Origin of the sequence: Inquilinus limosus DSM 16000, from assembly GCF_000423185.1 — a bacterium.
Lineage (GTDB): Bacteria > Pseudomonadota > Alphaproteobacteria > DSM-16000 > Inquilinaceae > Inquilinus > Inquilinus limosus.
This window is the reverse complement of sequence record NZ_AUHM01000001.1, coordinates 356,372-379,991: the sequence shown is the minus strand read 5'-3', so window position 1 is coordinate 379,991 and position 23,620 is coordinate 356,372. Positions and strand designations below refer to the sequence as shown.

Annotated in this window: 23 protein-coding genes and 1 pseudogene; 16 read left to right on the top strand and 8 right to left on the bottom strand. The window is 69.2% G+C overall.

Annotation, left to right across the window (positions count from 1 at the left end; genetic code table 11):
• Positions 1-44 precede the first annotated feature (44 nt).
• Complete coding sequence (locus G537_RS45540; RefSeq protein ID WP_342665187.1) at positions 45-521, top strand: EamA family transporter; 477 nt, start codon at positions 45-47, stop codon at positions 519-521.
• Here G537_RS45540 and aroA read toward each other — a convergent pair.
• The 3 genes from aroA to G537_RS0101820 all read right to left on the bottom strand — a co-directional run bounded on the left by aroA (position 503) and on the right by G537_RS0101820 (position 3,271).
• Positions 503-1,747: a 3-phosphoshikimate 1-carboxyvinyltransferase gene (gene aroA / locus G537_RS0101830; protein WP_245578870.1), complete on the bottom strand. Its 1,245-nt coding sequence runs from the start codon at positions 1,745-1,747 to the stop codon at positions 503-505. The genes G537_RS45540 and aroA overlap by 19 nt on opposite strands.
• A gap of 90 nt (positions 1,748-1,837) precedes the next feature.
• Positions 1,838-2,182 carry a cupin domain-containing protein gene (locus G537_RS0101825; RefSeq protein ID WP_026868669.1) on the bottom strand — a complete coding sequence of 115 codons (345 nt, stop codon included), beginning with the start codon at positions 2,180-2,182 and terminating at the stop codon, positions 1,838-1,840.
• A 183-nt stretch (positions 2,183-2,365) separates the two neighbouring features.
• On the bottom strand, positions 2,366-3,271 hold the full coding sequence (locus G537_RS0101820) for a LysR substrate-binding domain-containing protein (protein ID WP_026868668.1): 906 nt from the start codon (positions 3,269-3,271) through the stop codon (positions 2,366-2,368).
• Positions 3,272-3,397: 126 nt separating this feature from the next.
• Between G537_RS0101820 and argH the strand changes: the two genes are divergently transcribed.
• From argH to G537_RS35910, 5 genes are all read left to right on the top strand, one after another.
• Positions 3,398-4,822, top strand: a complete 1,425-nt coding sequence (argH, locus tag G537_RS0101815; protein WP_026868667.1) for an argininosuccinate lyase — start codon at positions 3,398-3,400, stop codon at positions 4,820-4,822.
• Positions 4,823-4,838: 16 nt separating this feature from the next.
• Complete coding sequence (locus tag G537_RS0101810; RefSeq protein ID WP_026868666.1) at positions 4,839-5,711, top strand: amino acid ABC transporter permease; 873 nt, start codon at positions 4,839-4,841, stop codon at positions 5,709-5,711.
• 3 nt (positions 5,712-5,714) lie between these two features.
• A complete protein-coding gene (locus G537_RS0101805; RefSeq protein WP_026868665.1) occupies positions 5,715-6,479 on the top strand; it encodes an amino acid ABC transporter ATP-binding protein in 765 nt (254 codons plus the stop codon).
• A gap of 34 nt (positions 6,480-6,513) precedes the next feature.
• Positions 6,514-7,344, top strand: a complete 831-nt coding sequence (locus G537_RS0101800; protein ID WP_034850343.1) for an ABC transporter substrate-binding protein — start codon at positions 6,514-6,516, stop codon at positions 7,342-7,344.
• A 213-nt stretch (positions 7,345-7,557) separates the two neighbouring features.
• Positions 7,558-7,956 (top strand): low affinity iron permease family protein, encoded by a 399-nt coding sequence (locus G537_RS35910; RefSeq protein WP_034850342.1) that lies wholly within the window; start codon positions 7,558-7,560, stop codon positions 7,954-7,956.
• A gap of 6 nt (positions 7,957-7,962) precedes the next feature.
• On the opposite strand, the gene G537_RS0101790 is transcribed toward G537_RS35910, so the two are convergent.
• Both G537_RS0101790 and wrbA read right to left on the bottom strand, forming a co-directional pair.
• Positions 7,963-8,952, bottom strand: coding sequence for a glutathione S-transferase family protein (locus tag G537_RS0101790; protein ID WP_026868663.1), 990 nt, complete (start codon positions 8,950-8,952; stop codon positions 7,963-7,965).
• A gap of 54 nt (positions 8,953-9,006) precedes the next feature.
• The gene (gene wrbA / locus G537_RS0101785) at positions 9,007-9,606 is read right to left on the bottom strand and encodes an NAD(P)H:quinone oxidoreductase (RefSeq protein ID WP_026868662.1); all 600 of its coding nucleotides are present in this window, start codon (positions 9,604-9,606) and stop codon (positions 9,007-9,009) included.
• A 141-nt stretch (positions 9,607-9,747) separates the two neighbouring features.
• Between wrbA and G537_RS0101780 the strand changes: the two genes are divergently transcribed.
• A complete protein-coding gene (locus tag G537_RS0101780) occupies positions 9,748-10,317 on the top strand; it encodes a GNAT family N-acetyltransferase (RefSeq protein WP_026868661.1) in 570 nt (189 codons plus the stop codon).
• Between the two features lie 7 nt (positions 10,318-10,324).
• Here G537_RS0101780 and G537_RS0101775 read toward each other — a convergent pair whose 3' ends face one another.
• The gene (locus tag G537_RS0101775; RefSeq protein WP_026868660.1) at positions 10,325-11,497 is read right to left on the bottom strand and encodes an MFS transporter; all 1,173 of its coding nucleotides are present in this window, start codon (positions 11,495-11,497) and stop codon (positions 10,325-10,327) included.
• Positions 11,498-11,620: 123 nt separating this feature from the next.
• Here G537_RS0101775 and G537_RS0101770 point away from each other — a divergent pair, with 123 nt between their 5' ends.
• Both G537_RS0101770 and G537_RS0101765 read left to right on the top strand, forming a co-directional pair.
• Positions 11,621-11,950 carry an ArsR/SmtB family transcription factor gene (locus G537_RS0101770; protein ID WP_026868659.1) on the top strand — a complete coding sequence of 110 codons (330 nt, stop codon included), beginning with the start codon at positions 11,621-11,623 and terminating at the stop codon, positions 11,948-11,950.
• Positions 11,951-12,137: 187 nt separating this feature from the next.
• Entirely contained in the window at positions 12,138-12,986 is an 849-nt protein-coding gene (locus G537_RS0101765; RefSeq protein ID WP_155888453.1) for a hypothetical protein, read from the top strand.
• 90 nt (positions 12,987-13,076) lie between these two features.
• On the opposite strand, the gene G537_RS44200 is transcribed toward G537_RS0101765, so the two are convergent.
• Positions 13,077-13,316, bottom strand: coding sequence for a hypothetical protein (locus tag G537_RS44200; RefSeq protein ID WP_162146068.1), 240 nt, complete (start codon positions 13,314-13,316; stop codon positions 13,077-13,079).
• Between G537_RS44200 and G537_RS0101760 the strand changes: the two genes are divergently transcribed.
• The 5 genes and pseudogenes from G537_RS0101760 to G537_RS35905 all read left to right on the top strand — a co-directional run.
• Positions 13,204-14,406 (top strand): MFS transporter, encoded by a 1,203-nt coding sequence (locus G537_RS0101760; RefSeq protein WP_026868657.1) that lies wholly within the window; start codon positions 13,204-13,206, stop codon positions 14,404-14,406. The genes G537_RS44200 and G537_RS0101760 overlap by 113 nt on opposite strands.
• Positions 14,407-14,572: 166 nt before the next feature.
• A complete protein-coding gene (gene paoA, locus G537_RS0101755; RefSeq protein ID WP_026868656.1) occupies positions 14,573-15,208 on the top strand; it encodes an aldehyde dehydrogenase iron-sulfur subunit PaoA in 636 nt (211 codons plus the stop codon).
• On the top strand, positions 15,205-16,155 hold the full coding sequence (locus tag G537_RS0101750) for an FAD binding domain-containing protein (protein WP_026868655.1): 951 nt from the start codon (positions 15,205-15,207) through the stop codon (positions 16,153-16,155). The genes paoA and G537_RS0101750 overlap by 4 nt, the downstream gene beginning before the upstream one ends.
• Before the next feature lie 3 nt (positions 16,156-16,158).
• Positions 16,159-18,363, top strand: coding sequence for an aldehyde oxidoreductase molybdenum-binding subunit PaoC (gene paoC, locus G537_RS0101745; protein ID WP_026868654.1), 2,205 nt, complete (start codon positions 16,159-16,161; stop codon positions 18,361-18,363).
• A gap of 70 nt (positions 18,364-18,433) precedes the next feature.
• Positions 18,434-19,126 (top strand): annotated as a pseudogene (locus tag G537_RS35905) (LysR family transcriptional regulator); the annotation flags it as partial.
• A gap of 290 nt (positions 19,127-19,416) precedes the next feature.
• On the opposite strand, the gene G537_RS0101735 reads toward G537_RS35905, so the two are convergent.
• Positions 19,417-20,031: a TetR/AcrR family transcriptional regulator gene (locus tag G537_RS0101735; protein WP_026868653.1), complete on the bottom strand. Its 615-nt coding sequence runs from the start codon at positions 20,029-20,031 to the stop codon at positions 19,417-19,419.
• 300 nt (positions 20,032-20,331) lie between these two features.
• Here G537_RS0101735 and G537_RS0101730 point away from each other — a divergent pair, with 300 nt between their 5' ends.
• Together G537_RS0101730 and G537_RS0101725 are read left to right on the top strand one after the other, a co-directional pair.
• Entirely contained in the window at positions 20,332-22,488 is a 2,157-nt protein-coding gene (locus G537_RS0101730) for a TonB-dependent siderophore receptor (RefSeq protein ID WP_026868652.1), read from the top strand.
• A 101-nt stretch (positions 22,489-22,589) separates the two neighbouring features.
• A complete protein-coding gene (locus G537_RS0101725; RefSeq protein WP_245578868.1) occupies positions 22,590-23,612 on the top strand; it encodes an ABC transporter substrate-binding protein in 1,023 nt (340 codons plus the stop codon).
• The last annotated feature ends 8 nt before the right edge of the window (positions 23,613-23,620 follow it).

The window sequence follows — 23,620 nt, the reverse complement described above, 5'->3', positions numbered from 1 at the left end:
GGCGGTGATGATCGGCCCGCAGGCTGGGCGGGCTCGGCGGCGAGGTGCTGGCGCAGCTCGCGGTGCTGGGCGCCGCCCTGTCCTACGGCTTCGCCACCATCTTCGGCCGGCGCTTCCGGGCGCTGCCGCCGATGGTCACCGCCACCGGCCAGGTCAGCGCCACCAGCCTGATGATGCTGCCCCTCGTCTGCCTGGTCGACCAGCCATGGTCGTTGCCGGTGCCGGGCTGGGCCACGCTGCTGTCGCTCGTCGGGCTCGCGCTGCTCAGCACCGCGCTGGCCTATGTCCTCTACTTCAAGCTGCTGGCCCGGGTCGGCGCCACCAGCACGGCGCTGGTGACGCTGCTGATCCCGCCCAGCGCGATGCTGCTCGGCCACCTCGTGCTCGCCGAGGCCCTGTCGCTGCGCGCCTGGCTCGGCATGGCGCTGATCGCGCTCGGCCTGATCGCCCTCGACGGGCGGCTGGTCGCGATGGTGCGCCGTATCTTTGACCGATCGTTCGGTCAGGCCACTTCGTCGTAAGTGACACCGAGCGAGGCCAAGGCGTCCCAATAGCCGGGATAGGTCTTGGCGACGCAGCCGGGGTCGAGGATGGTGATGCCGCCGATCTTCAGCCCGGCCAGGGCGAAGCTCATGGCGATGCGGTGGTCGGCATAGGTCTCGATCCGGGTCGGCAGCACCTGGCCGGCCAGGCTGGGGTCCGAGGCTACGATCAGGTCGTTGCCCTCCTCGCGGCCGAGGCCCGGGCGGATGCGCGACAGCTCGGTCGCCAGCGCGGCGACGCGGTCGCATTCCTTGACCCGGAGGTTGGCGATGCCGGTGAAGCGCACCGGCGTCTCGTTGAACGCCGCCAGCACCGCCAGGGTCGGCACCGCGTCCTGCATCTGCGACCCGTCGATCACCGCCGGCAGGTGAGGGAACTGCGCGATCAGCGCCTGGGCCTTGGCGTCCGGCTGGGTGAAGGCGGCCGCCGGAACGCCCAGGTCGATGGCGCCGCCGGTCAGCACCTCGGCGCCCCACAGATAGGTCGCGGCCGAGGCGTCGGGCTCGATCCGGTGATCGGCGGCGCGGTAGCCGGTCGGCTGCACCCGCCAGGTCGCCTCGTCCAGCTGCTCCACCTCCGCCCCGAAGGCCAGCATCGCCGCGACGGTCAGGTCGACATAGCCGCGGGCGCCGATCTCCTTGCCGGTCAGCGCCACCTCGACCGGGCCGGTGCCGCAGGCGGCGGCCATGAGGAGGGCGGAGATGTACTGGCTGGACAGGCCGCCGTCGATCTCGACCCGGCCGGCGGCAAAGGGGCCGCGGCCGCGCACCGTCACCGGCGGGCAGCCATTGGTGTCGGTGATTTCGATGCCGAGCGAACGCAGCGCCTGGACCAGCGGCCCGATCGGCCGCTTGCGCATATGCGCGTCACCATCCACCACCACGGTGCCGTCGACCATGGTGACGGCGGCGGTCAGGAAGCGCGTCGCGGTGCCGGCATTGCCCAGGAACAGCGGCCCGGCCGGGGCCTGCAGCCGGCCGGTGCCGGTGACCGTGAAGCTGGTGTCATCCGGCTCCTCGACCGCCACACCCATGGCGCGCAGGGCCGCCGCCATCAGCTTGGTGTCGTCGCTCTTCAGCGCGCCGGTCAGGCGGCTGGTGCCGCGGGCCAGCGCCGCCAGCAGCAGGACGCGGTTGGTGATCGACTTCGATCCCGGCGGGGTGACCCGACCGGTCAGCGGGCGGCCCGGCGCCTTGATCGTCAAACCCTGTATCCGCGCATCCATGCCGGTCGCCTCAGATCACTCGTCTGTCTGTCCTAGCGGCCCTGGCCGGCTTGAGCCAGCGCGATCGGCTCATTCGAGCCATTCGGTGATGAAGGTGCCGTTCTCGTGGATGTCGATGGTCTGCAGCGGGCCGGGGCCGGCATTGGTGAATTTGTGCGGCGTGTCAGGCGGCACCACCACGATCTGCCCGGCTTCGGCCAGGATCTCCCGGTCGCCGAGAGTGAACCGGGTGCGGCCGGCGCGGAGGATGAAGGTCTCGGGATAGGGGTGGCGGTGCAGCTTCGGCCCGCCGCCGGGCTCGGCGAGGTCGACGAAGATCACCGAGACGTTCGCGCCGTAGCAGCCGAGCTGGATCTCGCCGTGCCAGCGCTCGGGATCCTCGGCCCATTCATGGCGGTCGATGACGGGCTTCATGGCGGTTCTCTCCCTTTGGTTTCGGGCCGGTTGCGCTCTGAGCATCCGTTATCCAGAACCGTCATGGCGAGGAGGCGAAGCCGACGTGGCCATCCAGGGGCCAATGCGAGCGGCCCTGGATGGCCACGCCCCTGCGGGGCTCGCCATGACGGATTCAAAACAGGCACTAACCCCTCTCGACCCTTACATCCCAGCCCCCAGCCTCCGTGCCTCGTCCAGCAGCCAGTCGCGGAAGGCGATCAGGCCGGGCCGCGGCGTCCGGTCCGCCGGCACAGTGAACCAATAGCCGTGGCGGCTGTGGAAGCCGAGGCCTTCCGGATTGACCAAGCGCCCGGTCAGCAATTCCTCCTCGATCAGGCAGCGCGGCACCAGGGCCAGGCCCTGGCCGGCGATGGCGGCGCGGATCACCAGGGCGTAGAAGCCGAAATGGACCATATGCGCCGGGGCGAACTCGGCCAGCCCCTGCGCCTCGGCGAACTCGCTCCAGCGCAGCGGCGTGTGGCGGTGGTCCAGCACGGTGTAGCGCCGCACATCCTCCGCCGTCCGGATGCCGCCCATCCGGGCCAAGAGCGACGGCGCCCCGACCAGCGCCACGTTACGGCCGAACAGGTAGTCCGCCCGCTGCTGGCCGGGCCAGTCGCCCTCGCCGAAGCGGAACACGCCGTCGGCCTCCTCGATCGTGTCGCCGGTGGCCTGGGTGGTGAACTGCACCTCCAGCTCCGGCCTCGCCTTGGCCAGCAGCGACAGCCGCGGCACCAGCCAGCGGTCGCCCAGGATCGGCAGGACATGCAGCCGGATGGCGTTGGGCGACCCGCGCAGCGCCGCGATCCGCCCGGCCGCAGTCTCCAGCGCCCCCAGCGCGATCCGCGCCTGGGTGACGAAGATCCGCCCGGCCTCGGTCGGCACCAGGCCGCGGCCGGTGCGGGTGAACAGCGGCATGCCGGCGATCTCCTCCAGGCTGCGCAGCTGCTTGCTGACCGCGCTCTGGGTCAGGTTCACGCTCTTCGCCGCCTCGGAGGCCGAACCGTGCTCGACCAGCGCGGCCAGGACGCGCAGCGCGGTGGTGGAGGGTAGGGGGCTCGGCGGCATGACTCTCGATATGACCGATTGGACTGGCGCGCACGATATTCCAATTCCGACTATCCCGGGGAAATCATTTCCATTGTGGCTTCCCCCGCAGGTTGCCAGCATCCGGGCCCTGAACAGGGGGCAAGCATGACCGAACCGACCCGTCTCTGGGGCGCCCGCTTCCGCGCCGCGCCCGCGCCGGAGCTGATGGCCCTGTCGCGCTCCGACCCCAGCCATTTCCGCCTCGCGCCCTACGACCTCGCGGCCTCGGCCGCCCATGCGCGCGAGCTGGTTCGCGCCGGTATCCTGACCGAGGCCGAGGGCGGCACGATCGCCGCGGCCCTGTCCGATCTGGCGCGCGACGTCGCCGCTGGGACCGTGCGGCCGAACGAGGGCGACGAGGACGTCCACACCTTCCTCGAGCGCGCGCTGACCGAACGGCTCGGACCCCTCGGCGGCAAGCTGCGCGCCGGCCGGTCGCGCAACGACCAGGCGGCGAACGACCTGAAGCTCTATCTGCGCGACGTCGCCCGCCGCCTCGCCGGCCATGTGATGGCGCTGCAGCAGGCGCTGGTGGCGCAGGCCGAGGCGCATGTCGAGACGCTGGCGCCCGGCTTCACCCATCTGCAGCCGGCCCAGCCGGTCACCTTCGCCCATCAGCTTCTGGCCCATGCCCAGACCTTCGCCCGCGACGTCGAGCGGCTGCAGGACTGGGACCGGCGCAGCGCCCGCTCGCCGCTCGGCGCCGCCGCGCTGGCCGGCTCCGCCATCGCCCTGCGGCCCGACCTGTCGGCGGCGGAGCTAGGCTATGACAGCCCCTGCGAGAACTCGATCGACGCGGTCGGCAGCCGCGACCACGTGGCGGAGTTCCTGTTCGTCGCCGCGATGCTGTCGGTGCACCTGTCGCGGCTGGCGGAGGAGGTGTTCCTGTGGTCGTCGCGCCAGTTCCGCTGGGTCGAGCTGGACGATGCCTACGCCACCGGCTCCTCGATCATGCCGCAGAAGAAGAACGCCGACATCGCCGAGCTGACGCGCGGCCGGGCGTCCCGGCTGATCGGCGGGCTGACCGCGATGCTGACGGCGCTGAAGGGCCTGCCCTTCGCCTACAACCGCGACCTGGTCGAGGACAAGCGTGCGGCCTTCGAGGCGGTCGACACGCTCGACGCCGTGCTGCCGGCCATGGCCGGGATGGTCCGCACCATGCGCGTGAATGTCGAGACGCTGCGGCGCCAGTCGGTCGAGGGCTTCACCCTTGCGACCGAGGTGGCGGACTGGCTGGCCCGGCGCGGCGTGCCCTTCTCCGAGGCGCATGAGATCACCGGCGCCCTGGTCCGCCGCTGCGAGGACCGCGGCATCGGGCTGGAGGAGCTGGAGGATTCCGACCTGGCGGCGGTCGATCCGCGGCTGGCGCCGGAGATCCGGTCCTGCCTGACGCCGGAGGCGGCGGTGGCCGCCCGGTCGGGCCATGGCGGCACCGCGCCGGACCGGGTGCGCGAGCAGCTGGCCCGGCTGCGCGAGCTGCTGGTCGAGCAGGACAGCTGGGCCCGGGCCTATGACGGACCACGGGCCTGAACGGGGAGGGGCGCGGATGACCGACACGACCTATTCCATCGCCCATCTGCGCCATGTGCCGCGCCGGCACTATGGCCGCTGGGTCGCGGCGGCGCTGATCCTGCTGGCCCTGGCGGCGATCGTGAAGGCCTTCGCCGAGGGCCAGATCGCCTGGGCCGTGGTCGGCCAGTTCTTCACCGCCCCGGCGATCCTGTCGGGCCTGGCCAACACCATCCTGATGACAGTCTGCGCCATGGCGCTGGGCATCGCGCTCGGCGTCCTCTTCGCGATCATGGTGATGTCGCCCAACCCGGTGCTGAAGACCGTGGCGGTCGGCTACATCTGGTTTTTCCGCGGCACGCCGCTGCTGCTGCAACTGCTGCTGTGGTTCAACCTGGCGCTGGTGTTCCCGGTGATCGGCATCCCCGGCCTGTTCGAGGGGCGGACGGTCGACCTGATCACCCCCTTCGTGGCGACGCTGCTGGGCCTCGGCATCAACCAGGGCGCCTACACGGCCGAGGTGGTGCGCGGCGGCATCCTGTCGGTCGATCTCGGCCAGACCGAGGCCGCCAAGGCGATCGGCATGACCCGCCTGGTGGCGCTGCGCCGGATCGTGCTGCCGCAGGCGATGCGGGTGATCATCCCGCCGGTCGGCAACGAGGTGATCAGCATGGTCAAGCTCACCTCGGTCGCCAGCGTCATCCAGTATGCCGAGATGCTGCGCAACGCCCAGACCATCTACTACGCCAACGCCCGGGTGATCGAGCTGCTGATCGTCGCCGCGATCTGGTACCTGGTCGTGGTCACCCTGCTCAGCATCGGCCAGCATTTCCTGGAGAAGCATTTCGCCCGCGGCCGCGGCGACCGGCACGGCAAGCGCGTCGTCATCGACCAGCCCAAGGAGGCCTGAGCCATGCCGCCGATGGTGGTCGCCGCCGATGTCCACAAGCATTTCGGGTCGCTGCACGCGCTGCAGGGCGTGTCGCTGCAGGTCGAGCGCGGCGAGGTGTTGTGCATCATCGGCCCCTCCGGCTCGGGCAAGAGCACGCTGTTGCGCTGCATCAACCAGCTGGAGAGCGTCGACGGCGGCGCGGTCTGGGTCGATGGCGAGCTGGCCGGCTTCCGCCGCGACGGCGACGCCCTCTACGCCCTGACCGACCGCGAGGTGGCGCGCCAGCGCCTGGCCAGCGGCATGGTGTTCCAGCGCTTCAACCTGTTCGCGCATATGACCGTGCTGGCCAACATCATCGAAGGCCCGGTCACGGTGCAGAAGCGGCCGAAGACCGAGGCGGTCGCCGAGGCCATGGCCCTGCTGCGGCGCGTCGGCCTGGCCGACAAGCGCGACGCCTATCCGGCCGAGCTGTCCGGCGGCCAGCAGCAGCGCATCGCCATCGCCCGCGCCCTGGCGATGAAGCCGAAGCTGATGCTGTTCGACGAGCCGACCTCGGCCCTCGACCCCGAGCTGGTGGGCGAGGTTCTGGCGGTGATGCGCGACCTCGCCGCCAGCGGCATGACCATGATCGTGGTGACGCACGAGCTGGGCTTCGCCCGCGAGGTGGCGAACCGCGTCGTGTTCATGGACCGCGGCCGGATCGTCGAGATCGGGCCGCCGCAGCAGGTGCTGGGCAGCCCGCGCGAGGCGCGCACCCGCGACTTCATCGCCGCCGTCCTGTCGTGACCGGCGGACCAGATATCAACAGGAGAGGCTCAAGATGACCCGTATCGCTCTGCTTGCCGCCCTCGCGGCCACCACAGCGCTGGCCGCGGTGCCGGCCGACGCCCAGGACCTGCCGGCCCGGATCAAGCAGGCCGGCAAGATCATCGTCGGCACCAACAACAACTACCCGCCGATCATCTTCAAGGACCCGGCGACCAACGAGCTGCAGGGCGTCGACATCGACCTCGCCAGGGCGATCGCCAAGCAGCTGGGCGTCGAGGTCGAGTTCCAGGAGATCGCCTTCGCCCAGATGCTGCCGTCGCTGCAGACCGGGCGCATCGACATCGTGATGGCGGGGATGAGCGACACGCCGGCGCGGCGCGACATCGCCGACTTCGTCGACTACATGAAGTCCGGCGCGCAGTTCTACACGATCACGGCCCTGGCCGGTGAGATCAAGTCGACCGACGATCTGTGCGGCAAGACGGTGGGCGCCAGCCGCTCGACCAACTGGCCGCAGCAGATCGGCGAGTGGAGCGACGCCAACTGCGTCGCCAAGGGCAAGCCGGCGATCACCGTGGTCGGCACCGAAGGCTCGGCCGACGCCCGCACCCAGCTGAAGACCCAGCGCCTGCAGGCCGCGGCCCAGGGCAACGAGACGCTGCCCTATTTCCAGACGCTGGAGCCCGACACCTACGTGCCGATCGGCGAGGCTTTCACGGAGTCCCTGGTCGGCATCCCGGTGCTGAAGAGCGAGCCGCAGCTGCGCGACGCGGTGAAGGCGGCGGTCGAGAAGCTGCAGGCCGACGGCACCTACGACCAGATCCTGGCCAAGTACGGCCTGCAGGCCAACAAGCTGCCGGTGGCGCTGAACCAGGGGAAGTGAAGCAAGGCCATTGCCGCCTCACACTATCCCCTTGTTGTCATTGCCGGGCTTGACCCGGCAATCCAGAGAGCGTCGACACCCGCTGGATGCCCGGGTCAAGCCCGGGCATGACAGTTTGGGGAGGGCTGGAGGCCCTCTGAACACCGCCCCGTCTCGGCACGATCCGTCCGGTTGTCCTGTTTTCACGGCATCCACCATTGTTCGGAGGATGCCGTGAAGGACAGTCCCTGGTTCGACCGCTTCGCCACCCGGATCGCGCAGTTCGCCGGCCATCCCGCCACGTTCATCGTGGCGGCGGCTGCGATAGTCGTCTGGGCCGCGATCGGGCCGTTCGTCGGCTTTTCCGATTCCTGGCAGCTCACCGTGAACACGGCCACGACGATCGTCACCTTCCTGATGGTGTTCCTGATCCAGAGCACCCAGAACCGCGACACCGCCGCGCTGCAGATCAAGCTGGACGAGCTGATCCGCGCCACCAAGACGGCCCGCAACTCGCTGCTCGACCTCGAGGAGCATTCCGAGGAGGAGATCCGCAAGATCCGCGAGGAGTATGAGCAGCTGGCGGAGAAGGAGCGCCGGGAGAAAGGCGCCAGCCGGTCCGAGCCGGCCTGATCGCCCTCACCGCATCTCCGGCAGCCGCTCCCGCCCGTGCGGCGCCGCCAGGTCCAGCACAGGGCCCTTCGGCACGATGCCGGTCGGGTTGATGGTGCGGTGGCTCTCGTAATAGTGCCGCTTGATGTGGGTCATCTCGATCGTAGCGGCCACGCCGGGCCGCTGCGCGATCTCTCGGGTGAAGCCCCACAGCGCCGGGTACTCCCGCAGCGCCCGCAGGTTGCACTTGAAGTGGCCGTGATAGACCGGGTCGAAGCGCAGCAGGGTGGTGAACAGCCGGATGTCGGCCTCGGTCAGCTGGTCGCCGACCAGCCAGCGATGCGCCGACAGATGGGCCTCCAGCCTGTCCAGCATCTCGAACAGCCCGGTCACCGCCTCCTCGTAGACCGCCTGGTCGGTGGCGAAGCCGGCCTTGTACACCCCGTTGTTCACGCGGTCATAGACCTCGGCGTTGATCGCATCGATCTGGGGCAGCAGGTCGGCCGGCGACAGGTCGACCGACCGTTCGGCCCATTCGTCGAACTCCGAATTCAGCATCCGGATGATCTCGGCCGACTCGTTGTTCACGATCGTCCGGGTCTGCTTGTCCCACAGCACCGGCACCGTGACCCGGCCGGTGTAGTCCGGCCTGGCCAGCGTATAGACCTCGTGCAGCGCCGCCTTGCCGTTCACCCGGTCGCCGGTCGCGCCGGGCGACCGGACGCCGGTGCGGATGTCGTCGAAGGTCCAGCCCTGGGCGCCCATGAACGGGTCGACCACGTCGACCGAGATCACGTCCTCGAGCTTCTTCAGCGCCCGCACGATCAGCGTGCGGTGCGCCCAGGGGCAGGCGTAGGAGACGTAGAGGTGATAGCGGCCGGGCTCGGCCCTGAAGCCGGAGCCGCCGTCGGCCGTCACCTTGCCGCGGAAGGCGCTCTCCTGCCGCACGAAGCGCCCGCCGGTCGATTTCGTGTCGTACCACTGGTCGGTCCAGCGGCCCTCGATCAGCAGACCCATCGTCTCCTCCTTCGGCCGCCGGGGGAGGCCCGGCGGCGTCATACTAGCAGCCTCTCAGCCTTTCAGCTTCGAGGCGATCTTGGTCACATGCGCGCCCTGGAAGCGGGCGCCGGCGAGCTCGTTGGCGCTCGGCTGGCGCTGGCCCTGGCCGCCGGCGATGGTGGTGGCGCCGTAGGGAGACCCGCCGGTGATCTCGTCCAGCGTCATCTGGCCCTGGAAGGAATAGGGCAGGCCGACCACCACCATGCCCTGATGCAGCAGGAAGGTGTGGAAGCTCAGGATCGTCGCCTCCTGACCGCCATGCTGGGTCGCGCTCGAAGCGAAGACGCTGCCGACCTTGCCGATCAGGGCGCCCTTCATCCACAGGCCGCCGGCCTGGTCGAGGAAGTTCCTCATCTGCGACGCCATCATGCCGAAGCGGGTCGGCACGCCGAAGATCACGGCGTCGTAATCGGCCAGCTCGTCGATGGTGGCGATCGGCGCCGCCTGGTCGAGCTTGAAATGGGAGGCGCGGGCGACCTCCTCCGGCACCAGCTCGGGCACGCGCTTGATCGTGGGCTCGCCGCCCGCCTCGCGGACGCCTTCGGCCACCGCCGTCGCCATGGTCTCGATATGGCCGTAGGAGCTGTAGTAGAGGACCAGGACCTTCGTCATCGGATGGTTTCCCTTCGAGCAGGCAGCCTTTGCTGCGAGCGAAAGGTAACCCTCGGAGCGAGGCGGGATAACCCGCCGATCCGGCACAGGATTGTTTCCTGGGAGGAGACGATCGGGTCCGGCGGCTGGTATCGTCCGGGGATGACGACCGCGATCCCCGTCCTCGAGACCCGCCGCCTGATCCTCCGCCCGCTGGAGCTGGCCGATGCCGCGGCGGTACAGCGGCTGTTTCCGCACTGGGAGATCGTGCGCCACCTCAATGCCCAGGTCCCCTGGCCGTATCCGCGGGACGGGGCGCTGAGCCATCTGCGCGACGTCCTCCTGCCGGCCATGGCGCGGGGCGAGGCGTGGCACTGGTCGCTGCGCCTCAGGACCGCCCCGGAGGAGCTGATCGGCTGCATCGGCCTGATCGCCGGGGAGACGGAAAACCGCGGCTTCTGGCTCGGCCTGCCCTGGCACGGCCAGGGCCTGATGACCGAGGCCAGCGACCGGGTGACCGACTACTGGTTCGAGGATCTGGGCTTCCCTGTGCTGCGGGTGCCCAAGGCGGTGGAGAACGCGGCGTCGCGCCGGATCTCGGAGAAATGCGGCATGCGCGTGATCGCCACGACGGAGAAGGACTATGTCTCCGGCCGCCTGACCTCCGAGCTGTGGGAGATCACCCGCGAGGAGTGGCGGGCCTATCGCCGGAGGCAGGCGGCCGGAGCGTGAGCCCTTCTCACGCCGGCTGGCTCGCGATCGCCCGGCGCCGTGCCGTCGCCGCCAGCAGGGCGAGGGCGATGGCGGCGGACAGGGCGCCGACCCAGCCGAGGATGGTGACGCCGCCCCAGGCCAGGGCCGCGGTCCCCAGGGCCGAGCCGAAGGCGATGCCGGCGTAGAGCGCCGACGAATTGAGCGACGCCGCGATCATCCCGACCTCCGGCGCCAGGCGGATCAGCCGCGTCGTCTGCGCCGGGTGGAAGGCCCAGCCGGCGACGGCCCAGGCCAGCATCAGCGGCACCACTGCGACCAGCGCTTGGCCGGCCGGCAGGGCGGTCGCGGCGGACAGGCCGGCCAGGGCGACCGTGAGGATCGCGAGGGCGCCGAGCTGCAGCCGGGTCGGGCCGATCCGGTCGGTCAGCTGGCCGCCGACGGCGTTGCCGATGGCGGAGCCGATGCCGAACAGGAACAGCATCAGGCTGATGCCGTCGGGGCCGAGGCCGGCGGTGCGTTCCAGATAGGGCGCGATGAAGGTGTAGAGGGCGAAGGCCGCGGCGATCCAGAAGAAGGTCACCAGCAGGGCCTGCAGCACCGCCGGCCGGCGGGCGACGGCCAGCCGTTCGGCCAGCGTCGAGGCGCCGAGCGGCAGCGCTGCCGGCAGGCCGAAGCGCAGCCCCGCCACCCCGGCCAGGCCGAGGCCGGCGACGATCAGGAAGGTCGACCGCCAGTCGGCATGGCCGCCGATCCAGGCGCCGAGCGGCACGCCCAGCGCGGTCGCGATGGTCATGCCGCTGGTCACCGTGGCGATCGCCCGTCCGCGCCGTTCCGGCGGAACCAGGGAGGCGGCCACGGCATAGGCTGTGGGCATGAACAGCCCGGCGCTGAGCGCCAGCAGCACCCGGGCGGCGATCAGCTGCCACAGGCTCTGGCTCACCGCCGCCAGCAGGTTGGCCAGGGCGAAGGCGAGCAGGGCGAAGACCAGCAGCCGGCGCCGGTCGAGGCCGCCGCACAGCGCCGACAGGATCGGCGAGCCGACGGCATAGGCGAGGGCGAAGATCGTGATCAGCTGCCCCGCCGCGGCGACGGAGCTGTGGAAATCCGTGGCGATCGCGGGCAGCAGCCCGGCGATCATCAGGCCTTCGGTGCCGATGGCGAAGGCGCCGATCGCGAGCCAGACCAGGGAGGCGGGCATCGGTCAGGTTCCATTGTTCAATGATATTTGAACTATACGGCCGCCCCCGGCCTGGCCGTCAAGCGGATTGTTCGAATGTCGTTGAACATTGAAAGGTCGGAACGGATCGACTAGATCTGCGGCATGCGTCCGCCCTTCCATCCCGACCGCGACCAGCTCGACCTCGTCACCATCCTGGCCGCGCTCAGCGACCCGACCCGGCTCGGGATCGTGGTCACGCTGTCCGAGGTGGGCGAGGTCTCCTGCAGCAGCTTCGGCGACGCCGCCACCAAGACCGCTCTGTCCTACCACTACGCCAAGCTGCGCGAGGCCGGCGTCACCCGGACGCGGATCGAAGGGACGCAGCGTTTCATCTCCCTGCGGCTGGACGATCTCGAGGCGAAGTTCCCCGGGCTGCTCGACTCGGTCGTGACAAATGCGCGCAGGGCGAAGGCCTCCGGCGCGGCCTCGTAGCGGGCGCGGTCGGCGGAGGGCCGCGCATTTCTCCATTACCAAAGGGTAATTTCACCGGCGGCGACCCGGCCCGTTATGGTCGCGTATGGCGAGGTTTCGGGAACGCAGCGTCCCCCCGAACGTTTCGAGCCCGAAGATCCTGCGCAATCCAGCTGATGGCGATCCAGCGTCGCCTTGACCCGAGCCCATGCGGACATTCTCAGTCGTCACGACCTGCCACGCTGCCGGCTACGCCGAATACGGCCGACGCATGATCGAAACCTTCGATCGGCATTGGCCGGAGGAGATCCCCCTGATCCTCTATCGGGAGAATTTCGAGCCGGAGGTGCCGAGCAGCCGGATCATCGTGCGCGACCTGATCGAGAGCTGCCCGGACTTGATCGCGTTCAAGCGCCGGCACGCCGACAACCCGCTGGCGCACGGCCAGACCCAGCGCTACCGCTTCCGGCTGTCGCGCAACCCCTACAAGAACCGGATCAAGCTGGGCGAGCGGAACTGGGGATCGGGCTTCCGCTGGGATGCGGTGCGCTTCGCCCATAAGGCCTTCGCCATCTTCCACGCCGCCGCCCACACCGACACCGACGTGCTGATCTGGGTCGACGCCGACAGCCTGTTCTTCGCCGCGCCGAGCCGGGAGGAGCTGGAGAGCTTCGTCCCGCCGGACTGCTTCGTCGGCTGTCTGAAGCGGCCGACCTATTCGGAGTGCGGCTTCATCGCCTACAACCTCCGCCACCCGGCGACGCGGCAGATGCTGGCGGCCTTCGAGCGGCTGTACACCGAGGACGAGCTGTTCCGGCAGTACGAGTTCCACGACGCCTATCTGTTCGACGTGGTGCGCCGCCAGGTGGAGCAGGCCGGCCACAGGTCGCACGACATCGCCGAGGGCATCGGCGCGCGCGCCAAGCACGTGCTGATCAATTCCTGCCTCGGCCGCTTCATGGACCACGTGAAGGGCGGCCGCAAGGATGTCGGCCGCAGCCCGCGCAACGACCTGGTGGTGGATCGCCGCGAGGCCTACTGGGCCCGCTCGGCCTAGCGGCGACGGTACGCGCAATCGCTGCCTTTTATAAGACCGGCTTCTAGCTCCATGCGTATTCTGCCGGCTAATCGCGTGCTCCCACGCCCTCTATATCCTGCTGCTGATCCGGCGGGCCTTCGAACCGACCGCACCCGCGGTTAGGGGTTGGCCGACCGGCTCTGGCGGTCCGCCCATGCCGCGGCCGTCAAGCAGTTCAGCAGTCTCGAGGACATCGATGAGCGTGCCAATCGCCGCGGAAGGCGGCGTCACATCCTCGCGCCGCCCGGCCTGGGGGGCGGTTTTCGCGATGACGCTCTGCGTCTCGGCGCTCATCGCATCGGAATTCATGCCGGTCAGCCTCCTGACCCCGATCGCTTCCGATCTTCGGATGACCGAAGGGCAGGCGGGCCAAGCGATCTCCGTATCGGGCATCTTCGCGGTCCTGACCAGCCTCTTCGTGTCGGCGGCCACGCGCCGGGTCGACCGCCGGATCGTGCTGCTCTCCTTCACCATGCTGATGGTCGCGTCGGGCGCGATCGTGGCGCTCGCGCCGAACTTCGCCGTCTTGATGGCCGGCCGCGCGCTTCTCGGGGTCGCCATCGGCGGCTTCTGGTCGATGTCCACGGCCACGGTCATGCGCCTCGTTCCCACCGACGCCGTCCCGCGGGCGCTGGCCGTGCTGAACGGAGGCAACGCGCTGGCGACGACGGTGGCGGCGCCGCTCGGCAGCTTCCTCGGCGCCCATCTCGGGTGGCGGGGCGCCTTCTTCTGCGTGGTCCCCCTGGCCGCCCTGACCTTCGCCTGGCAGATGGCGAGCCTGCCGTCGATGCCGTCGGAGCGGCGGCGCGACGCCGGGGCCGTGTTCAGGGTCCTGCGCCGCCCGCAGGTCCCGTCCGGCATGGCGGCGGTCATGCTTCTGTTCATGGGGCAGTTCGCGCTGTTCACCTATCTGCGGCCGTTCCTCGAGACGGTGACGCGCGCGGACGTCTCGACGCTGTCCCTGATCCTGCTGGTCCTGGGCGTCGCGGGCCTGGTCGGCACCTGGCTGATCGGCTTCGCCCTGAAGGCGCATCTCCATGGCGTCCTGGTCGCGATCCCGCTGGGCATGGCCGCGATCGCCGTCGCGCTGATCGCGCTGGGCCATTGGCCGCTGGGGGCCGCGGTGCTGCTGGGCGGGTGGGGCCTGCTCGGCACATCGGCACCCGTCGGCTGGGGAACCTGGCTGAGCCGGACGCTGCCGGACGACGCGGAAGCCGGCGGCGGGCTGATGGTCGCCACCATCCAGCTGGCCATCACGGCGGGCGCGGCGTTTGGGGGGCTGCTGTTCGACCTGAGCGGCCATCAGGCCACCTTCGGCGCCAGCGCCGCCCTGCTGTGCGGCTCGGCGTTCCTGGCGTTCGTGAGCCGGCGCGGGCCCATTAAGAAGACCCGCTTATAAGCGCATTCGGATCCGGACCCCTAATCCGGTGCCGTTTCCCCTCTACATTCGCAGAACGGGCGGCCGCGGCCATTGCGCCCCGAGCTCGCTGCGACATCTGGACTGCCGCCAAGGCTCGCGACCGGCCGGTCGCCAACAGCTGACCAAGAACGGATTGGGACGCCACATGCACAACCCTGGAGAGCTCGCGATGACGCGGCGCGACCTGATGATCGGGACCGCCGCCTCCGCGGCGATGACGGCGGCGCCGTCCGTCGCCGAGGCGCAGGCCGGCGCCGCCGGCGCGCCGACCCTGTCGAAGGTGTCCTTCACGGTGAACGGCCAGGTCCGTCACCTCGATCTGGACACCCGGACCACGCTGCTCGACGCGCTGCGCGAGCACCTGCACCTCACCGGCACCAAGAAGGGCTGCGATCACGGCCAGTGCGGCGCCTGCACGGTGCTGGTCGACGGCCGGCGGATCAACGCCTGCCTGACGCTGGCGATCATGCATGACGGCGACAGCGTCACCACGATCGAGGGGCTGGGCATGCCCGACAGCCTGCATCCGATGCAGGCCGCCTTCGTCAAGCATGACGGCTACCAGTGCGGCTACTGCACGCCGGGCCAGATCTGCTCGGCCGTGGCGGTGCTGGACGAGATCAAGGCCGGCGTCCCCAGTCATGTGAGCACCGACCTCACCGCCCGGCCGCAATTCACCGAGGCCGAGCTGCGCGAGCGGATGAGCGGCAACATCTGCCGTTGCGGCGCCTATTCCAACATCGTCGAGGCGATCACCGAGGTCGCGGGGAGGGAGGCATGAGGGCCTTCACCTACGAGCGCGCCCGCACCCCCGCCGAGGCCGCCGCTGCGGCCGCGCGCACCGAAGGCGCCAGATTCATCGCCGGCGGCACCAACCTGCTCGACCTGATGAAGCTCGAGATCGAGACGCCGACGCATCTGATCGACGTCAACGGCCTCGCGCTCGACAAGATCGAGGAGACGCCGGAAGGCGGCCTGCGCATCGGCGCGCTGGTGCGCAACACCGACCTCGCCGCCGATGAGCGGGTGCGGAGCGACTACGGCCTGCTGTCGCGGGCGCTGCTCGCCGGCGCCTCCGGCCAGCTGCGCAACAAGGCGACGACCGCGGGCAATCTGCTGCAGCGGACCCGCTGCCCCTATTTCTACGACACCAACCAGCCCTGCAACAAACGCCAGCCCGGCAGCGGCTGCGCCGCGATCGGCGGGTTCAGCCGCCAGCTTGCGGTGGTGGGGACAAGCGATGCCTGCATCGCGACGAATCCCAGCGACATGGCGGTGGCGATGCGCACGCTCGACGCGACGGTCGAGACCGTGAAGGCCGACGGCGCGGCACGCAGCATCCCCATCGCCGAGTTCCACCGCCTGCCCGGCGACACGCCGCATGTGGAGACGGCGCTCGAGCCCGGGGAGCTGATCACCACGGTCACGCTGCCCAGGCCGGTCGGCGGCAGGCAGATCTACCACAAGGTGCGCGACCGGGCGTCCTATGCCTTTGCGCTGGTCTCGGTCGGCGCGATCGTGCAGCCCGACGGCACCGGGCGCGTCGCCCTGGGCGGGGTGGCGCACAAGCCGTGGCGTGTCGAGGCCGCCGAGGCCGAGCTGCCGCGCAGCGCCAAGGCCGTCACGGAGCAGCTGCTGGCCGGCGCCAAGCCGACCCCCGAGAACGCCTTCAAGCTGCCGCTGGCCGAGCGCACGCTCGCCGCGGTGCTGGCCGAAGCGAGGGCCTGAGACATGAAGTTCGATACCCCCGCCACCACCAATCCGATCGACCGGCTCCAGGTCGTCGGCCGGCCGACCGACCGGATCGACGGCCCGCTCAAGACCACGGGCACGGCGCCCTACGCCTATGAGCGGCACGATGTCGTCCGCAACCCGGCCTACGGCTATGTCGTCGGCTCGGCCATCGCCAAGGGCCGGATCGCCTCGATCGACCTCAGCGATGCGAAGGCCGCGCCCGGCGTGATCGCCATCGTCACCGCGGAGGATGCCGGCACCCTCGGCAAGGGCGACTTCAACACCGCCAGGCTCTTCGGCGGCCCCGAGATCCAGCACTATCACCAGGCGATCGCGGTGGTCGTCGCGGAGACCTTCGAGCAGGCCCGCGCCGCGGCGCAGCTGGTCCGTGTCGACTATGTCCGGGCCGAGGGCGCGTTCGACCTCGCGGCGGCGAAGGACTCCGCCATCGAGAAGGCCGGGTTCGGCGGCCCGGCGGATACCGCCGTCGGCGATTTCGCCGGCGCCTTCGCCGCGGCGCCGGTCCAGCTCGACGAGACCTACACCACGCCAGACCAGTCGCATGCGATGATGGAGCCGCATGCCTCGATCGCCGCCTGGGACGGCGACAGGCTGACGCTCTGGACCTCGAACCAGATGATCGACTGGGGCGTGGGCGACGTGGCCAAGACTCTCGGCATTCCGAAGGAGAATGTCCGCCTGGTTTCGCCCTTCATCGGCGGCGGCTTCGGCGGGAAGCTGTTCGTCCGGTCCGATGCGCTGCTGGCGGCGCTCGGCGCCCGCGCCGCGCGGCGGCCGGTGAAGGTGGCGCTGCCGCGCCCGTTCATGATGAACAACACCACGCACCGTCCGGCGACGATCCAGCGCATCCGCATCGGCGCCACCCGCGACGGCAGGATCACCGCCATCGGCCATGAGAGCTGGTCGGGCGACCTGCCGGGCGGCGGTCCGGAGGCCGCGGTCTACCAGACCCGGCTGCTCTATGCCGGCGCCAACCGGATGACGGCGACGCGGCTCGCGGCCCTCGACCTGCCCGAAGGCAACGCCATGCGGGCGCCGGGCGAGGCGCCGGGCATGATGGCGCTGGAGATCGCGGTCGACGAGATGGCGGAGAAGCTCGGCCTCGACCCGGTCGAGTTCCGCATCCTCAACGACACCCAGGTCGATCCCGAGAACCCCGACAGGCCCTTCTCGCAGCGCCGCCTCGTCGAATGCCTGCGCATGGGGGCGGAGCGCTTCGGCTGGGACCGGCGCAACCCGCAGCCCGGCCGGACCCGCGAGGGGCGCTGGCTGGTCGGCATGGGCATGGCCGCCGCCTTCCGCAACAACCTGCTGATGAAGTCGGGCGCCCGCGTCCGCCTCGACGATCGCGGGGATGTGACGGTCGAGACCGACATGACCGACATCGGCACCGGCAGCTACACGATCATCGCCCAGACCGCGGCGGAGATGATGGGCGTGCCGCTGCACAAGGTCGTGGTCCGGCTGGGGGACTCCCGCTTCCCGGTCTCGTGCGGCTCGGGCGGGCAGTTCGGCGCCGCCAACTCGACCTCCGGCGTCTATGCGGCCTGCGTCAAGCTGCGCCAGGCGGTGGCGACGAAGCTCGGCTTCAACTCCGCCGACGCGGTCTTCGCCGACGGCATGGTCCGCGCCGGCAACCGCACCGTGCCGCTCGCCGAAGCCGCCGGCGCGGAGGGGCTCGTGGCCGAGGACATGATCGAGTACGGCGACCTCGACAAGCGGTACCAGCAATCGACCTTCGGGGCGCATTTCGTCGAGGCGGCGGTCGACGCCGCCACCGGCGAGATCCGGGTCCGGCGCATGCTGGCGGTGTGCGCGGCGGGCCGCATCCTCAACCCGAAATCGGCGCGCAGCCAGGTGATCGGCGCCATGACCATGGGCGTCGGCGCGGCGCTGATGGAGGAGCTCGCGGTCGACAAGCGCCACGGCTTCTTCGTCAACCACGACCTCGCCGGCTACGAGGTGCCGGTCCATGCCGACATCCCGCACCAGGAGGTGATCTTCCTCGACGAGACCGACCCGATCGCCTCGCCGATGAAGGCCAAGGGCGTCGGCGAGCTCGGCATCTGCGGGGTCGGCGCGGCGGTCGCCAACGCGGTCTACAACGCCACCGGCGCGCGCGTCCGCCATTACCCGATCACGCTCGACAAGTTCCTCGACCGGCTGCCGGAGGTGGCCTGAGCGGAACAAGGGCGCGTTCCCTGCGGGCGGGAGGTATAAAGTCATCTGGACCTGTAAGCGACGGCGTTGAATGCAGAGCGGAAGCCTGGATGACCTGGTGGTTCTCGTCGCGGTGGCGCGGGACCGGAGCTTCACGAGCGCCGCCGCGAAGCTGGGCGTCTCGCAATCGGCGCTGAGCCAGACCGTTCGCCAGCTCGAAGCCCGGCTCGGCGTCCGGCTCCTGACCCGGACGACCCGGAGCGTCGGACTGACCGAAGCCGGCGAGCGGCTGCTGCACGCCGTCGCCCCGCGGCTGGAGGAGATCGATGCCGAGCTGGCCGCAGTGAGCGAGCTCCGGGAACGGCCCGCCGGCACGATCCGCATCACCGCCGGCGACCACCCGACCGAAACGATCCTCTGGCCGAAGCTGGAGACGTTCCTGCCGAACTATCCCGACATCAAGGTCGAGCTCACCGTCGAAAACGGTCTCACCGACATCGTCGCGGAGCGCTACGACGCCGGCGTGCGCCTGGGCGAACAGGTCGCCCGCGACATGATCGCGGTGCGCATCGGTCCCGATATCCGCTTTGCGGTGGTCGGCGCGACCTCGTATCTCGCGGGCCGGCCGCGGCCGCAGACGCCGCAGGATCTGCTGGCGCACAGCTGCATCAACCAGCGCCTTCCCACCTATGGCGGCCTCTACGCCTGGGAGTTCGAACGCGACGGCCGCGAGATCAGGGTGCGCGTGGAGGGCCAGCTGGTCTTCAACACCATCTTCCAGGTCCTGAACGCCGCGGTCTCGGGGTTCGGTCTCGCCTTTGTGCCGGAGGACCTGGCGCAGCCCATCTCGCCGCGGGCCGTCTGGAACGGCTGCTGGACGACTGGTCGCCGCCCTGGTCGGGCTACCATCTGTACTACCCGAGCCGGCGCCAGCCCTCGGCGGCGCTCGGTCTGCTGGTCGAGGCGTTGCGTCACCGGGGCTGACGCAGCGTCCTCCGTCGCGGTGGTCCTGCGCAACGACCTGATCGTGGACGGGCGGGAGGCCTGCCGGGCGCGTTTCCCACCGACCCGATTTCAGTCGACGTCAATTCCGCGTGTGGCTGCAGTGCGCGGGTCGGCCGGTGCTGCGACGCCTGTCATCAGCCAGTTCCAGACCTGCTCAAAATGCGCGTCCTGGGCCTCCTTCCCCTCGTAATCGGCTCCTCCCAGCATGGCGTGCGTGGTGGGAATGGCCACCACGCTGTGGATGAGATGGGCTGCCATGGAGGAGGCGTCGCCCGGGCGCAAGAGCCTCTCGGCCTGGGCTGCCTCGACGGCCTCCACGAGCCTCGCCATCAGTGGATCCGGTTGCGAGGGGATGGGGCCTTTCTTCTCGAACACGACGGCCTCGCTGAAGGTGATCCGCTTCAGCGCGACCAGATCAGGCTCCAGATTGATCGTCAGAAAGGAGCGGAGCAGGCTCCTCAACCGCGCCAGCGCGTCGCCGTCGGTTTGGACCAGATCCTGCAGCCTCTCGACGGCCCGGCTGCGCGCGTGTTCGACGACGCCTTCGAACAGCGCGACCTTCGATGGAAACCGCCGATAGATCGTGTCCTTGCCAGCGCCGCATGCGGCCGCGACCTGCTCGACCGACGTTCCGGCAAAGCCTCGAGAGGCGAAGAGCCGGGTCGCAGTCTCGATGATCCGCATCGCAGGTTCTTCGGCATCCTGTTTCGGCGGGCGTCCGCTTCTGGATCTCGAACGCGCCGATCTGCGGTCAATCATGCAGCCCTCTGCTTTCGCGCCAGCGGGATTCGAGGTCCGGTATGGATGCGTGAACCCCGGCGGGGCAGGGGCCTTCTTTCCCGTCATCATTGGGCGATCCTCCTTCCCCTGTAGCCGCAGCATCGATCAAATTCAATTCTAATATGTTGATAAATCGTAATTATAATATGGACAGGACCGTCCCGTTTTGTTAGGAATGATAATCGCTTTCAAGACAGAGGCGCGATGATGCCGCGGGTTCGGTTCGGGTTTCTTCATGCCGCATCGGCCGGTGCGCTCGCGGTCGGGACGGGGGCGGCGTCGGCCCAGGAACCCGTCCTGCAGCTCGACCCGATCGTGGTTGAAGGCGCCGCCGCTTCCTCGGACACCAGCGACCGGATCCTTCTCGACCGCACGACATCGGCCACCAAGACCGATACCCCCGTGCTGGAGACGCCTCAGTCCGTGACGACGGTCACGCGCCGCCAGATCGACGAACAGAACCCGCAGACGGTCGGCGAGGCCCTGGCCTACACCGCCGGCATCCTCTCCGACCGCGACACGAACACCCGCTACGACTCGGTCTTTCTCCGCGGCTTCGGCGCATTCGGGACCTCCACCAATTACGTGAGCTATCTCGACGGGCTGAAGCTGCCGCGCGGGCAGGCCTTCGCCCAGACATCCATCGATCCGTTCCTGCTCGATCACGTCGATGTGCTCAAGGGACCGTCGGCGCTGCTTTACGGGCAGGTCAGCCCTGGCGGGCTGGTGAACCAGATCAGCCGTTCGCCATCCGACGTCCCCGACAATGAGATCCGCATCGAAGGCGGAACCCACGGGCGTATTCAAGGTGGGCTGACATCGAGAGGGGCGCTGACGGCCGACGGCGCCTGGCAATATGGGTTCAGCATGATCGGCCGCTCGTCCGGGACACGATACGAGGACGTCGACGAGCAGCGCTTCGGCGTGGCTCCCGCCTTGCGCTGGCAACCGGACGCCGACACGACGCTGACCATATCCGGCTACTACCAGAGGGATCCGGAAGGCGGCTATTTCAACTCGCTCTATCCCCGTTCGCTGGCGCCCGCCGCCTACCGGCCCGATCTGGACCGCGATCTGAACATCGGCGACCCGGACTTCGATTCCTTCGAGCGCGAGCAATACGGGATCGGCTACAGTTTCGAGCATCGCTTCAGCGAACGAGTGACCGTCAGATCGAACCTGCGCTATTCGCACGTCGACATCGATTTCAAATCTCTCCAGATGTCGGGGCCGATCACGGCCGCCGGGCTGATCCCCCGTCATGCACTGCGGTCGATCGAGGATGTCGGCGGCCTCTCTTTCGACAATCAGGCTGAATTCAACTTCGATACCGGCGCTGTCCATCACACCATTCTCGCCGGCGTCGACTATCAGAACTCGAGCAGCGGCTGGCGCTATCTGATGGGGGCGGCCACGCCGCTCGATGTCGCGAACCCGCGCTATGGGCAACCTGTCGGTCCGCTCTCAGCCGTGATCGACAATGACCAGACGCTGCGGCAGATGGGCGTCTACGTGCAGGACCAGCTGAGCTTCGGCGGCTTCCGGGCCGTGCTGGGGGTCCGGCGCGACTGGACGGAGCAGGACACGACGAACCGCCTGGCCGGAACGTCGTCGGACCAGTCGAGCGAGGCGACCAGCTACCGGGTGGGGCTGCTCTATCTGTTCGACAACGGCTTGGCGCCCTATGCGAGCTATTCGACGTCCTTCGAGCCGGTGATCGGCGTCGATGCGGGCGGCGCCCCCTTCGAGCCCACGAAGGCACAGCAATACGAAATCGGCCTGAAGTATCAGCCGTCCGGTCTCGACGCGCTCTTCACTTTCTCCGCTTTCGACATTCGCCAGCAGAACGTGCTGACGCCGGGGGCTGTCCCGGGCTTCAGCGCCCAGCAGGGCGAGGTCCATTCGCGTGGGCTGGAATTCGAGGCGAGGGGCAATCTCACGGCCAACCTGGAGCTCATTGCCGCTCTCACCTTGCTCGACACCGAGATTTCCGAATCGAGCGTCGCCGCGAATATCGGCAAACGGCCCCAGGCCGTGCCGAACCACTTCGGGTCGATCTGGGCGAGCTACAGGATCGACAGCGGGGCCTTTGCGGGCTTGACGATCGGAGGTGGCGTTCGCGTCGTCGGCTCCAGCTACGCCGATGATGCGAACACGGTGGAAACCGACGGATACGCGCTCGTCGACACCGCGCTCCGGTATGACTTCGGAGCGAAGATTCCGAATTTGGAGGGCCTCGAAGCCACGCTCAACGTCACGAACCTCCTGGACAAGGACTACTATTCGAGCTGCAGCTCCAACATCTACTGCCAGTTCGGCGACGGCCGGCAGGTGCTGGCCGGCCTGCGCTACAGGTGGTGAGTTCCGTGGTCCTCGATCGACGCACCTTCTGCGGCGCGATAGCCCTCGGCGTCCTTGCGGCTTCCCCCGTCCGCTCGGATGGCACTCTCCGGGTGACCGACATGGCGGACCGCGACGTGCGTCTCCCGGCGCTGCCGAAGCGGATCGTTCTGTTGGAGGCGCGCGACATCATCAGCATGGCGCTGCTGCATCCCGATCCCGCCTCGCTGGTGGTGGGCTGGGCGGCGACCGACCGCATCGACAGCGACCTCCTGCAGGAGCGCTTCGAGCAGGGGCGCCGGATCGCGGTCGCCGGCAAGCAGTCGTCCGACACGATCTCCATCGAAGGCGTGATGAGCCTGAGACCCGATCTCGTCGTCGCAAACGCCTATATGGCTCCGCAAGGCGGGCAGAGCCTCCTGGTCGAGCAGCTCGAGCGTTTCGGCGTCCCAGTCATCTTCAGCGACATCTCGAGCAACGACGAGACCGGGCAACCACGACGGAGTGCCCGCCTCGCCGATGTGCGCCAGCACATGCGGATGTGGGGAGAGGTTCTGGGCGCGCAAAGCAAGGCGCACGCCTTCATCGAGCTCTTCGACGAGCATGCCGGTCGGGTCGCTGCCCGGGTGGCCGGCGCGGCGCCTGTCGCCACCTATCTCGAGATCCAGTCCACGGTGGACGACTGCTGCTGGGCTGCCGGCAACAGGATTTGGGGCGAATTGCTCGCGCTGGCGGGCGGCAAGGTGCTGCCTGGGGTGACCGCGCCCTGGTTCCAGAAGCTCCAGCTCGAAGACCTCCTCGTCACCCCGCAGGAGGTCTATATCGCATCGGGCGGCAGTTGGGCTTCCAACGGCCGTCCGGCCATCGGGCCCGGTCTCGATCCCGCGGAAGCCCGCAAGGGACTCCAGCGCCTGACCGAAAGGACCGGCTTCGATCAGCTGCCGAGCGTGCGCAACCGTCGCGTCCACGGCATATGGACGGGGCTCATCGCAGTACCGCCGCTGAATCTCCTCTTCCTCGAGGTCGCCGCGAAGTGGCTGCATCCGGACCGCTGCGGCGACATCGACCCGGCCGTGACCCTCGCTGAAATCAACACCCGATTCCTGGCGACGCCCATCGACGGCCCGCTCTGGGTTTCATTGTAGGAGGCCGC